Raw genomic sequence first — 13,300 nt, forward strand, 5'->3', positions numbered from 1 at the left:
GCTCATTCGCCATTACCTATTGTTAGCGTCACATCACGTATCTGCCAGCCGCTGGTTTGGGTGAAAATTCGTTCATTCACCTCAATATGCGTATCACCAATACGAACAATCCGCCCATAATCGGGACCGATATAATTACCTTCACTAACGCTCACCACATCACCTTCAGGCGTTCGAACCAAGGCACGTTGACGGTCATTCATTTTCAGCATTCCCACCAACCGAAGCTCCTGCAGGGAGAATCGCTCGAGAGGTTCCGGATCGCGAGACGTATCAGGCGCCAGTTCATAACTGACCGTTTGTACAGGCACGGAAAAACCTGCCACCGCTTCCGGTGCCAGAAAGGGGCTGCGTTTATCCTCATGGACATAGGCAACCGGTTGATATTCCGGCACATTCGGTACGACCAATGGTTGCTGAACACCGGGTGCCTGACGGATCTTTTCAAGTTGTTGGGCCAGACTGCCAAGCTGCGCATCCGCACAGCCACTTAGCAGCAGCAAAGCCAGTACAGGCAACCCCCAACCTTGCCAGCGGCTCATTGCTCGCCCTCTTCTCGAGTTTCTACACTGTCAGCCTGAAAACGGTCACTGTAAGTTCGGGCAAGAATCGCCAACCGCAACGTTGGCGATTCGCCATCAACAGGTTCAAGAACAAAATCATGCTGTGTCACGATGCGAGGCAGCGCGGCCATATCAGCCACAAACTGCGCAATATCGTGATACCTACCCTGAACTTCGATATCAAAAGGATGCTCAATATGGTGTGTCTGACTGGCCGTTGCCTGCAAACGTATGTTTTCCACGCTCAGGCGATTATCCCGCGCTGCGTCGCTGATGCTATCAAGCAGTGAAGGAATCTCGGCATTGGTGGGCAGCATGGCGCGTAAGCGCTGGATCTGTTTATCCATATCCGCCAGCTGCTGCTCAATTTCCGGCAGATACGTGGTTTCTGCCGCTTTTTGTCGGAACTCAGCCTGCAATCTGGCTTCTGTTTGACGGGCATCCGATAAGGTGTCGATACGCTCCTTGATGACAAACCAGTAAAGCACCGCCAACGCCACCACAAAAACCAGCAGAAAGGTAATAACTTTCAGCAACAATGGCCAGGCGCCCGCCTCCTTTACGTCAAGTGACTGAAAATCCGTCTCTCGTAGGCGTTCCCACTCTTCGTTCCAGCGGTTCTTATTCATCACTCACCTCGTCCGGCGCGGCAAGTGACATCTGACGCACATCAAAACGGAAAATTCGTCGTGTGGAAGAGGCCTCCCGCTCGACTTCAGAAAGCGCAGGAACTCCCAGCTCCGGCATTTTCTCAATCTGGCGAAGTTGCTCGGATACCTGTCGATCCGTCCCGGCTTCAGCGGTGACACTCACCAGATCAGCATTGCGCGATAATCGCTGATAAACCACGCCATCGACTATACTGGCCGACAGATTATTGAAGAACACCACCGTCGCACCACGGGCATTCTGCAAATTCTGGAAAGAGGTGAGCCGTTCACTTAACGCCTCAGCATCCGCCTTGAATTCCTGCACACGGCGAATGTCGTCATCAAGCTGAAGTATCTGCTGACGAATGAAATCGTTGCGCTGCTGCTGCGCTTTCAGCTCGGCGTCATAATAAAACGTGGCCAGACCGCCCAGAATCATTGCCAATACCAAGGTCGCTATAAGGCGTACATAAAAACGCCGTGTCAGCTGTTCTCGGCGAGCATCACGCCAGGGCAGCAGGTTTATCATCACACTCACTATGCTGGCCTCCTCACAGTTTGGCTCGCATCGCCAGCCCACAGGCGGTTAACATGGCGGGCGCATCATTGCTTAACGCTTCCTGATTTAGCTTCTTGCTCACCTGCATATGCTGAAATGGATTGGCAATGGTCACGGCCATACCGCTGTCTTGTGCAATACGCTCAGCCAAACCGGGAATTACACTGGAGCCTCCTGCCAGAATAATCTCCTTCACTTCATGGTGACGACCGGCGGTGTAGTAAAGCTGGAGGGAGCGCCCAACCTGTTGAACCACCGTTTCCAAAAACGGGGTTAATACCTGGCGCTGGTAATCGTCTGGCAAACCACCGCGCTTCTTGGCGAACCCGGCTTCTTCCATGGAAAGGTCATAACGCTCACGAATGGCATCGGTTAATTGCCGCCCACCAAACACCGTATCGCGGCTATAGACGATATGACCTTCGCGCATGACGTGGAAAGCATTCATATTGGCACCAATATCCACCAGACCAACGCAAGTGGATGCATCCGTCTGCGTCTTTAACTGACGCCGCAGCAAGTCGAAGGTACGCTCGACAGCAAAGGTTTCCACATCCACGGCGGCGGGCTCCAGGCCTGCGCGCTCAAGCGTTTCGGTCAACTGCCTGACATCCTGCTGTCGACAGGCAACAAGCAGCACCTGCTGTTCATCTTCATTGAAGGGCGATAGCCCTAGCAGGTGAAAATCAAACGCCACTTCGTTAAACGGAAAGGGGATATGGCGGTCAGACTCGGCAATAATTCGCTCTTCGATGCTTTCTTCGCTCAGCCCCGCCGAAAACGTCAGGGTTTTGGTGATGGCAGCGCTGGCAGGCACTGCCACGGCAGCCTTACGGGTTGACGGTCTGGCATGTTCAACCGCTCGACTGAGAACGTTAGCCACGTCATCAATGTCCTGAATCCGACGTTCGACGACAGCACCATCGCGTAACGGCCGGACAGCGTAGCTCGCCACCTGGTAATTGGTCGCCGTTGGCTTGAGTTCGAGAAGTTTGACAGTAGCCGAGGTAATATCGACGCCAATCAACCCTTTACCGGGTTTTAGCAAGCGCATTATTGAATATGACTCCCGCTTTCATAAGGCGTTTTTGAAGGTTACATTATTTTAATGGGGGACACACGCAACACCTTTTATCACATCAACACTGGTGAGAGCTGGCTTAGCTTCTTATAATGCTCGGCTATCATCTGTTTCTATTATTATTGTGCTGTGTATCATCAAGCCTGATGCCACTCCTTGTTGCCCACAGGGGCTTTTCCATGAAGTTGATCCGTAACATTACTTTATCGTTATTCTTTCTGCTGGTGTCCTTGGCGGGAACCGTTGCTCTCGCCGTTGTTGGCGCTGCAATGTACTTTTCTCCAGGGCTTCCGGATGTTCGCCAGCTGCAGGATTTCGAACTGCACACCCCGCTACGTATTTACACACGTGACGGCAAGCTGATTGGTGAGTTTGGTGAAGAACGCCGAATCCCCGTCGATTTTGCAGAGATTCCCCAGCCCATGATCGACGCACTGATTGCGGCGGAAGATCAGAGTTACTTCGAGCATACCGGCGTGGACCCACGAGGACTGGTACGCGCCGCGCTGGAACTTGTGCAAAGCGGTGGCAACATTCAGTCAGGTGGTTCCACCATTACCATGCAGGTCGCCAGAAACTATCTTCTGACCCTGGAGCAGACCTTTACGCGTAAAATCCGCGAAATTCTGCTGGCCTTGCAGATGGAGCAAGTCCTTACTAAAGAAGAAATTTTTGAGCTCTACGTTAACAAGATTTTCCTCGGCAACCGCGCTTATGGCATCGCGTCAGCGGCGGAAACCTACTACAACAAACCCCTTGCCGAGCTTAGCCTTGCCCAGACGGCAATGATCGCCGGGCTGCCCAAGGCTCCGTCTGCTTTTAACCCATTGGCGAACTCCGAACGTTCACTGATCCGCCGCAACTGGATTCTATTCCGTATGCGCGAACTGGGCTTCATTGAGCAGGACACCTACCAGCTGGCCGTGCAGGAGCCGATCAGCGCTCAACGCCATCGCACACAGACAGAAGTTGATGCGGCCTATGTTTCCGAAATGGCGCGTCAGTATGCTATCGAGGAATTCAATAACGATGCCTATACCAGCGGCTATCGGATTTACACAACGCTGGATAGCGAGCTTCAGCCCTATGCACAGAAAGCACTTGCGCAGGGGCTGTTAGCTTATGACAAGCGCCACGGGTGGCGCGGGCCTGAAGAAAGCGATATTCCGGCAAGCCTTGTTGAAGCGCAGGAAAACACCGCCACTCAGGGTCTGGAAGAAGAACTTGCGGAATCACCTGAGATTCGCGAGACCGCGCGCCAGGCGGCGGAACGCAGCCAGACCGTGGTTGAAGGCTATGACGGCGACGTCAGTAACTGGATTCAGGTATTACAGAACACGCCCAGCTATGGACTTCTGAAGCCGGCGATTGTTGTGGAAACGTCAGGTCGCGAAATGCAGGTCATTACCCAGAATAATGAGATTCTCACCATTCCCTGGGAAGGCATGGCCTGGGCACAGCCTTACCTCAGCCCGCGTAGCCGTGGCGCCGCGCCGACGTCTGCCCAACAGATCGCCAAGCGTGGCGACCTGGTACGTGTGATTGAAGATGAAGACAATAATCTACGCCTGTCTCAGCAACCCCAGGCAGAAGGGTCCCTGGTCGTACAGGACCCCAACAATGGCGCGATTATTGCCTTGCAAGGCGGTTTTGATTTCAACGCCAGCAAATTTAACCGTGCCGTTCAGGCCGAACGCCAGTCAGGTTCCATCTTTAAACCCTTTGTTTACGTCACGGCGCTTGATAGCGGAGAGATGACGGCAGCTACCGTGATTAACGACTCTCCGCTGGTCCAGGCCGATGGCAGCGATACCTTGTGGCGCCCCATGAATTCCAGCCGCGATTTTATGGGCCCGATGCGCTTGCGCCCTGCGCTCGCTCGCTCGCGTAACCTGGTTACCATTCGTGTTCTTCGCGAAATGGGCCTCAACTACACCATCGACTACCTGCAAGGGTTTGGCTTTGACTCTGACCGTTTACCCCGCGGCCTCTCGCTGGCGTTGGGTAGTGCCAGTCTGACACCGCTGGAAATGACCAATGCCTATGCGATTCTCGCTAACGGCGGCTTCCAGGTTCGCCCTTGGTACATCGATCGCGTGACTAAAGGGGAAGTCGACGGTGAGGTCGTTTTCGAGGCAAAACCACAGGTAGTTTGCACAAGCTGTAGCGCCGACCAGGAAAGCGTTGAGATTGATGGGCGAGAGTACGCCATTGCACCACGCGTGGTTGATCCGGAAGCGGCTTACATCATTCGCGACATGCTCCGGGAGGTTGTTGAAAACGGGACAGCCAGAGGCGCATTAAGCCTTGAACGTAGCGATATTGTAGGTAAAACCGGCACCACCAATGATCAGCGCGACGCCTGGTTCGCAGGTTTCAATAGCGATCTGGTGGCCACTGTATGGGTCGGCAAGGACAACAACGAAAGCATCGCAGAATACGGTGCCAATGCTGCACTGCCGATCTGGATCGACTTTATGCGCGATGCGCTGGAAGGCCGCCCGACCGCCTGGCCTGAGCAACCCGAGACGGTTATCAGCCTGCGCGTTGACGCCGACACTGGACGGCGCCTGCGTGATAACCAGTCTGGCGGTATTTCTGAGCTGTTTGATGTCGATCACCTACCAAACTATCAGGCACGCCGCCAGGTGACCCGTGAAGTCGAAGAGGTCAGTGGCTCTCAAGGTACGGCAACGCCCGAGTCAATTTTCTAGCCCAGGGCGTTCCACTACCGTCTATGCAGACCTGAAAAAGCCCGATGCGCTCGCATCGGGCTTTTCTTTTATGCCTTTATCTTACTTTATCAGGCAGCCTTCGGGTTCGCTTCACGTCGGCTCGCCATCCAGTTAGCCACGATGGCCACTACCATGACAGCTGCCCCCGCTGCCTCAATCACAAAGTCAGGATAGAAGACCGCGATGATCGCCCCGCCAATCGCCAGGCGGGAAATGATCCCCATGTGGGTAAACAGGTAACCTTCCAGCGCGGCAGCAAACGCCCCCAGCGCCAACAAGGCAATGAAGCCTGTCCAGATAACGACCTCAACAGGCCCACCCATAATAATTTCAGGATTGAAGACCATAAACAGCGGAATCAGGTAAAGTCCTTTGGCAAATTTCCAGGCCTGGAAACTGGTTTCCATCGGCTTGCTGCCTGCAATCGCGGCACCGGCAAACCCTGCCAGCGCCACCGGCGGCGTAACGTTGGAGTCCTGCGAGTACCAGAACACCACCAGGTGCGCGATCAGCAGCGGAATACCAAACTCCTGGGTCAATGCCGGGCCAACCAGCACAATCAGTACGATGTAACTGGCCGTTACCGGCAATCCCATGCCCAGAATCAGACTCGCCAGCAACACCATCACCAGCGCCAGTATCAGGTTGCCACCTGAAAATGCCATCATCATGGAAGAAAACTTAAGCCCTAGCCCGGTCAGGCCCACCACACCGACAATTATCCCGGCGACGGCGCACGCCATGGAAACCGCCACGGCGTTACGTGCCCCCAGCTCAAGGCCCTCGATCAACTTACGCAGGCCATTGGCAGAGGCCGTTTTCATGCGCTCGACCGACACCGGCTCGCCCTGATTAGGTGCCACAAAGAAGAACCACACCAGATAGCGCAGCACAGCAACGGCCACCATTGTCACAACAGCATAGTAGCCCACACGCATGGGCGACATGCTCATTGCCAGAAGCCACACCAATACCAGCAGGGGCAACAAAAAATGCCAGCCATCGCGCATCACATTGCGCATTTGTGGCAGTTCACTGCGCGCCAGTCCCTGCATCCCCTGCTTGAGGGCAATGATATGAACAAACAGATACACCGTGGAAAAATATAGAACCGCCGGAAAAATACTGACCTTGACGATATCCAGATAGGGCGTGTTGGTATATTCCGCAATCAGAAAGGCACCGGCACCCATCAGGGGCGGCATGATCTGCCCACCGGTGGAAGCGGCCGCTTCAATCCCGCCCGCCTGCTTCGGCTGATAGCCAAGCTTCTTCATCAGCGGAATAGTGAACGCACCGGTCGTGACAACGTTGGCAATCGCACTACCCGAAATAGACCCCATACCCGCAGATGCCAGCACCGAGGCTTTGGCAGGTCCACCGCGTTGCCGGCCGGTCGCCGCATACGCCATATCAATAAAGAACTTGCCAGCGCCGGTACTTTCCAGAAAGGCGCCAAAGAGTACGAAAATAAAGATATAGGTGGCGGCCACCCCAAGCGGCAGACCAAAAATCCCCTCCTGCCCCAGATACAGCTGGCCTGCGATACGGTCCAGACTATAGCCGCGATGCGCCAGAATGCCCGGTAGCCACTCCCCCAGCCAGGCAAGATCCCCACGCGGCCCCGCCATTGCATACAGAATAGCGATGGTGCCGATAATCGTCATACTGACGCCAACCGCGCGACGACTCGCCTCCAGAACAGTGAAAGTGGCGATGCAGGCCACGATAATATCCGTGTCACTCCAGAAACCGGCGCGATTGATAATGTCATCCAGGAAAAGGACCAGATAGCCGCCGGTAATCACAGCCCCCAGGAAAAACACGCAATCAATGGCAGCTGCCAGTACGCCACGCTTTCGCCCAGGCCCAAAGGCAGGAAACATCAGAAACGCCAGCATCATGATCAGTGCAAGGTGAATACTGCGTTGATAAAACAGCCCCAGCGGCTGGATACCGGCGGAATAAAGCTGGAACAGTGACAGCCCGACGGCCACTGCTGTAATGCACCACAAGATGGGGCGCGTGTGCGGGATGTTGCCGCCGGGCATCACCACCGCAGGTTGCATGGGTTCGTTCATGGAATCCTCACCAGACACACTTTTATTTTCTCATGGATTTATGACTTGCTTGATCGCATAACACAACGCTATTGATCCGTTTGCTGTAGCCGAATCATCACCCGCTCACCCGCTGCATGTTCGCTGATACTGAAGGTTTCGGTGGCACTCTGGCGTGGCCATGTCAGGCGATGATCCACTCGCATTGCGCCAGCACGCAGCACGTAACCGTTACCTGGTACAGGCTCATCAATACGATTGATCCAATAGCCGCCTTCCCCATCCGACACTTGCACACCGCGCCCTGGTGTATGGCCAAGACCCGCCGCAAAATCCGGCTGATGGCTACGCTCCAATACCATTCGGCCAGCCACATTGCGATAACAGTCAAGCACCAGAAACCGGGCAACCGAATGGCGCCATTTGACGCACCACCCCTCCCCCTGGGGCATGGGTATCGCTACCAGTCGTGAGGTGTCAGAAGTGGCAGACGACGAGCCATAACGTTCAACGACCAGCTCATAACCGCCCGCCGGAGCAGAGGAAACCTCTGCTCCGGCGGGAAGCGTCATAGCAAGAGATATGGCGAGGGCAAACAGCACGCGGTGCCCTCGCCAGCCTTTTATGCGGGGAAGCAGGCAAGGCACGATGGTGATCATGGTTGCCTGACTCCTTTACGGTTTCAACGTACTGTCAAAAGTACTGTCAAAAGTACTGTTCAACATACTGTGAAAAGTGCCGTTAAAAGTACCGTTAAAAGTACCGTTCAACGTTAATGTTTCAGCACGATGAGGTTAAGGGCGCAGACGGTCTGGCACTTCAACACCGGTTTCTTCCAGATAGCGGATAGTGCCCGGATGCAGTGGCACAGGCGTTGATTCCAGCGTGAATTCAATGGTGGTGTCGTTGGCCGCCGGATGCACCGCGATCAGCTCATCGGTATGTTCGAACAGCAGCTGCGTCAGCTGGTACGCAAGTTCCTCATCCATGGCCGCATTGACGACCAGAACGTTGGGAATACCAATCGTCTGCACGGCTTCATCCATGCCTTCGTAAAGGTTTTCACCCAGCGAGTAACGGGCAAAAACAGCCACATCTTCCCGAGCGTTGGCAATTTCTTCGTCAGAAAGTCCAACCAGACGAATATCACGGGTCGCCGCCAGGTTCATGATCGAGCTGGTCGGTGGGCCGACACTCCAGAAACCGGCATCGATATCACCATCCCGAATCCCATCGGCGGTTTCATTAAAGTTCAGGCGCTGGGGCGTGAAGTCATCATAACTAACGCCGTTGGCTTCCAGCAGTGCACGGGCATTCAGTTCCGTGCCGCTTCCCGGTGCACCAACAGACACACGTTTACCTACAAGGTCAGCAATGGAATGAACGTCCGAATCCGCCAGCGTTACCAACTGGATGGCATTCGGGTAAAGCGATGCCAATGCACGAGTATCTTCGATCTGACGGCTTTCGAAATCCCCCGTGCCGGTGTAGGCCTGATACACCGTATCGGCAAGCGCCAATGCCATATCTGCATCACCGCGCATGATCAAGCCCATATTCTCGACCGAGGCGCCCGTCACTTCCGCCGTGGCCTGAGCCCCTTCGATATGGTTATTGATCATTTCTGCAAAACCGCCACCCATCGGGTAGTAGGTACCGCCGGTACCGCCGGTTGCAATCGAAAGCTGTTGCGCTGAGGCAGGTACTGCCACTGCCAGCATGGATGCTGCTGCCAGCGTAGTCGCTGCCATCAAGGTTTTTTGAGTTCGCATGCCAATTCCTCCGCCCTTATCAGGGCTTAATGGGTAATTATCGCTTGTTGTTATCAATGACGATGATGAAGTCGTTCATCAAGCGTCACTGTCAACCGTCTTTATAAACCGTCGTTGAAGCCAGCTGCCACCCTGTCGCGACAGCTAACCCGGCTGCCATGAAACCTAGCACGTCTTAAACGCTAATGACCACTGCCAATTAACGTCTGCGTAAACGTTAGGTAACAAACACCATCAGGTGTGATGACACTACCTGCCTGCTATCTTTCTTCAGAATCCCTTATGATGAGTTAAAGTTTCGTATATTTTCCGATTTATGGATTCTTCTTTATGTCATCTCCTGTTATTTCACCGATGGATCAAGCGTCGGTTGTCGACGCCAAACCAGTGTCCACTAAAACGCCGGACAGCAGCGTGCGAGAAAATCTCGGCATTCGCGCCTATCAGCAGCTCAAGAACGACATCATCAAAGGGGTTTTTTCACCGGGTGAAAAGCTTCGTATGCACGCCCTCAAAGCCCACTACGACCTGGGTATCAGCCCGTTACGTGAGGCCCTTTCGCAACTTGTCGCGGAACATCTGGTGGTGGCCATCAGCCAGCGTGGCTACCGCGTTGCCCCCATGTCGCTGGCAGAACTGCATGATATCTATGATGCACGTGCACAGCTTGAAGCCATGCTGCTGGGGTTGGCGATTGAGCGTGGTGATGACGCCTGGGAATCCGAGGTAGTTGCCAAGGCACACCATCTCAGCATTGTCAGCGCCAGCAATACGCCCGATGAGCTTCTGAATATTTGGGACGAGCGCCATAGTACCTTCCACACAACACTGGTCAGCGGCTGCAATTCCTCTCATCTACTGCAGGTTCGTGCCGGGCTGTTTGACAAGGTGCAACGCTACCGTCATCTATGGCTGAAAGAAACGGTGTTTTCTGAAGAGGCGCTGGAACAGAAACGCCAGGAACACACAGCGCTCGTCGACGTCACGCTGGCCAGAAAAAAGACACAGGCCATGGCGATGATGCACGACCACTTGATGACACCGGTTCCGATCATCACCGATACCATGCATCGTCTGGGACTTACATAAAAGAATTCCAACGACTATTAAAAAAATGTAGAAATTTTCTAATAACAACGATAAATTGTGTTTGTCAGGATATTAATAAATCCGAACCTACAAGACACCATAATGATGAGGACACGCCATGAGCCGCTTTAATTGGGATGACCCGCTTCTTCTAGAGCAACAGCTGACCGACGAAGAACGCCAGATTCGCGATGCCGCCTACGACTACTGCCAGGAAAACCTGCAGCCCCGTGTGCTGTCAGCGTTCCGCGAAGAACGTTTTGACCGTGAGATCATGACGGAGATGGGCGAACTGGGTCTGCTGGGGGCCACGGTATCTCCCGAGTACGGCGGCGCTGGCATCAATCATGTGGCCTACGGCCTGATTGCCCGTGAAGTTGAGCGCGTCGACTCCGGCTATCGTTCCGCCATGAGTGTGCAGTCCTCGCTGGTGATGTACCCGATCGAAGCTTACGGCAGTGAAGAACAGAAGCAGAAGTTTCTGCCACGCCTGGCGACCGGCGAGCTTGTCGGCTGTTTTGGCCTCACCGAGCCCGACCACGGTTCAGACCCGGGTTCCATGGTAACCCGTGCCGAAAAAGTCGATGGCGGCTATCGCCTCACCGGCGCCAAGATCTGGATCACTAATAGCCCGATCGCTGATCTGGCCGTGGTATGGGCCAAATCGCCCGCCCACGACAATCAGATCAAGGGCTTTATCGTTGAACGCGGCACCGAAGGCTTCACCACGCCAAAAATCGAAGGCAAGGTGTCTCTGCGGGCCTCTATTACCGGTGAAATCGTTCTCGACAACGCTTTTGTTTCCGAAGAGAACCTGCTGCCTGACGTCAGCGGTCTGAAAGGGCCTTTCGGCTGCCTTAACAAGGCGCGTTACGGTATTGCCTGGGGCGTCATCGGCAGCGCTGAATTCTGCTGGCATGCCGCGCGCCAATACACCCTGGACCGCAAACAGTTTGGCCGCCCGCTGGCTCAGAACCAGTTGATCCAGAAGAAACTCGCCGATATGCAAACCGAAATCACCCTCGGGCTGCAGTCCGCCTTGCAGGTGGGTCGTTTGATGGACAGCGGCAACTGGGCACCGGAAATGGTCTCGCTGATCAAGCGTAATAACTGTGGCAAAGCGCTGGATATCACTCGAGTTGCACGGGATATGCACGGTGGTAACGGCGTTTCCGATGAATACGGCGTGATCCGGCACATGGTGAACCTGGAATCGGTGAACACCTACGAAGGAACTCACGATATCCACGCCCTGATTCTGGGTCGCGCCCAGACCGGTCTTCAGGCGTTTTTCTAAACCGCGATCCATGCATTTGTCAGCGCTTTGCCTTGGCAAAGCGCTTCGATAACGGTTTGCGAGGAACGTCAACATGACAAGTCTACCGCCGACGCCACTGGCTGGCGTCAAGGTGCTCGACCTATCCCGTGTACTGGCAGGCCCCTGGTGTGGTCAGATGCTTGCCGATATGGGGGCCGAGGTGATCAAGATCGAACGTCCCGGCAACGGTGACGATACACGCCAGTGGGGCCCTCCCTGGCTTGCCAGCAAAGATGCCGAACAGCGTGGCGAGTCGGCGTATTACCTGTCGACGAATCGCGGCAAACGCTCCGTCACCGTCGATATTTCCCGCCCTGAAGGCCAGGCACTGGTGCGTGAGCTGGCGACCACCTCTGATGTTGTGATTGAAAATTTCAAAGTCGGTGGGCTCAAGAAGTACGGGCTGGATTACGCCAGCCTGAAAGCCGTTAATCCCGCGCTGATTTACTGCTCAATTACCGGCTTTGGCCAGGAAAGCCCCTACTCCCATCGTGCAGGCTATGACTTCATGATTCAGGCCATGGGCGGCATTATGAGCCTGACTGGCCAACCCGACGGCACTCCCGGCGGCGGCCCGGTCAAAATCGGCGTCGCTCTCACTGATATCTTTACTGGCCTGTATGCCGCTAACGGTATTCTGGCAGCTCTTTATGCGCGTGATAAAAGCGGAGCCGAAAGCCCCGAAGGCACCCACATCGACATGGCACTGATGGATGTTCAGGTGGGCGTACTGGCCAATCAGGCGCTCAATTATCTGACCTCGGGCAAGGTACCGCAGCGCCTGGGTAACGCTCACCCCAACATCGTGCCCTACCAGTCCTTTGCGACAGCCGATGGTCATATGATCATTGCCGTTGGCAACGATGCTCAGTTCCAGCGTTTCTGCTCGGTACTTTCGCTACCGACACTCGCTCAGGATGAACGCTTTGCCACCAATGGCGCCAGAGTCGCCAACCGTGACCAGCTGATACCTGAGCTGCAAGCCGTACTGACCACCCGTTCAACGGATAACTGGCTGGCCGCACTGGAAGCCGTTGGTGTGCCTGCCGGGCCGATCAATACTCTTGACCGCGTCTTCGATGACCCGCACGTCAAGGCACGCGAGCTCAAACAGCGTCTTGCTCACCCCGATGCCGCCAGCGGCGAGGTGAATCTTGTCAGCAATCCGATCCGTTTCAACGGCGTATCGGTGAGCGCCAACAGCGCGCCTCCCACGCTAGGTGAACATACTGACGTCGTCCTCAAGGAACAGCTGGGGCTGGATGACGCACAGATTGACGGACTGAAAGCGCTAGGGATTCTCTGAGCGGGATCAAACGCCACGTTTTAACCAAACAGAACTTTTAGGCCAAACACAACCTTTAAATCAAAAGAAACAAATACTTATACCAAACGTATATAAATATCACTGAAAGCGTTACAATCGGGGACATATTCATGGGAGCCAGCCAATACATTCTGGCCTATCAGCAA

General features: G+C 54.7%; 11 protein-coding genes. 4 read left to right on the plus strand and 7 right to left on the minus strand.

All coding sequences use genetic code 11. From position 1 onward, the window contains the following. Positions 1–2: 2 nt before the first annotated feature. The 4 genes from ACU6TU_RS13010 to pilM are packed head-to-tail and all read right to left on the minus strand — an operon-like array spanning position 3 to position 2,826. Positions 3–542, minus strand: coding sequence for a pilus assembly protein PilP (locus ACU6TU_RS13010; RefSeq protein WP_447141825.1), 540 nt, complete (start codon positions 540–542; stop codon positions 3–5). Beyond that, positions 539–1,192 carry a type 4a pilus biogenesis protein PilO gene (locus ACU6TU_RS13015; protein WP_447141826.1) on the minus strand — a complete coding sequence of 218 codons (654 nt, stop codon included), beginning with the start codon at positions 1,190–1,192 and terminating at the stop codon, positions 539–541. The genes ACU6TU_RS13010 and ACU6TU_RS13015 overlap by 4 nt, the downstream gene beginning before the upstream one ends. Beyond that, positions 1,185–1,742 carry a PilN domain-containing protein gene (locus ACU6TU_RS13020; protein ID WP_447144253.1) on the minus strand — a complete coding sequence of 186 codons (558 nt, stop codon included), beginning with the start codon at positions 1,740–1,742 and terminating at the stop codon, positions 1,185–1,187. Before ACU6TU_RS13020 ends, ACU6TU_RS13015 begins: the two co-directional genes overlap by 8 nt. A 22-nt stretch (positions 1,743–1,764) precedes the next feature. Next, positions 1,765–2,826 (minus strand): type IV pilus assembly protein PilM, encoded by a 1,062-nt coding sequence (pilM, locus tag ACU6TU_RS13025; protein WP_447141827.1) that lies wholly within the window; start codon positions 2,824–2,826, stop codon positions 1,765–1,767. Positions 2,827–3,032: 206 nt separating this feature from the next. Here pilM and ACU6TU_RS13030 point away from each other — a divergent pair, with 206 nt between their 5' ends. Further along, entirely contained in the window at positions 3,033–5,567 is a 2,535-nt protein-coding gene (locus ACU6TU_RS13030; RefSeq protein ID WP_447141828.1) for a penicillin-binding protein 1A, read from the plus strand. An 89-nt stretch (positions 5,568–5,656) separates the two neighbouring features. Here the strand turns inward: ACU6TU_RS13030 and ACU6TU_RS13035 are convergent, their stop codons facing one another. The 3 genes from ACU6TU_RS13035 to ACU6TU_RS13045 form a co-directional block, all read right to left on the minus strand. After that, a complete protein-coding gene (locus ACU6TU_RS13035; RefSeq protein ID WP_447141829.1) occupies positions 5,657–7,669 on the minus strand; it encodes a TRAP transporter permease in 2,013 nt (670 codons plus the stop codon). Positions 7,670–7,737: 68 nt separating this feature from the next. Then, complete coding sequence (locus ACU6TU_RS13040; RefSeq protein WP_447141830.1) at positions 7,738–8,307, minus strand: DUF1850 domain-containing protein; 570 nt, start codon at positions 8,305–8,307, stop codon at positions 7,738–7,740. A 135-nt stretch (positions 8,308–8,442) separates the two neighbouring features. Beyond that, the gene (locus tag ACU6TU_RS13045) at positions 8,443–9,420 is read right to left on the minus strand and encodes a TAXI family TRAP transporter solute-binding subunit (RefSeq protein WP_447141831.1); all 978 of its coding nucleotides are present in this window, start codon (positions 9,418–9,420) and stop codon (positions 8,443–8,445) included. Positions 9,421–9,774: 354 nt separating this feature from the next. Between ACU6TU_RS13045 and csiR the strand changes: the two genes are divergently transcribed. The 3 genes from csiR (at position 9,775) to ACU6TU_RS13060 (ending at position 13,133) form a co-directional block, all read left to right on the plus strand. Continuing rightward, the gene (gene csiR / locus ACU6TU_RS13050; RefSeq protein ID WP_447144254.1) at positions 9,775–10,509 is read left to right on the plus strand and encodes a DNA-binding transcriptional regulator CsiR; all 735 of its coding nucleotides are present in this window, start codon (positions 9,775–9,777) and stop codon (positions 10,507–10,509) included. A gap of 118 nt (positions 10,510–10,627) precedes the next feature. Next, a complete protein-coding gene (locus ACU6TU_RS13055; RefSeq protein ID WP_447141832.1) occupies positions 10,628–11,806 on the plus strand; it encodes an acyl-CoA dehydrogenase in 1,179 nt (392 codons plus the stop codon). 73 nt (positions 11,807–11,879) lie between these two features. After that, positions 11,880–13,133, plus strand: a complete 1,254-nt coding sequence (locus ACU6TU_RS13060; RefSeq protein ID WP_447141833.1) for a CaiB/BaiF CoA transferase family protein — start codon at positions 11,880–11,882, stop codon at positions 13,131–13,133. Positions 13,134–13,300 lie beyond the last annotated feature (167 nt).

The organism is Halomonas sp. LS-001, assembly GCF_052983955.1.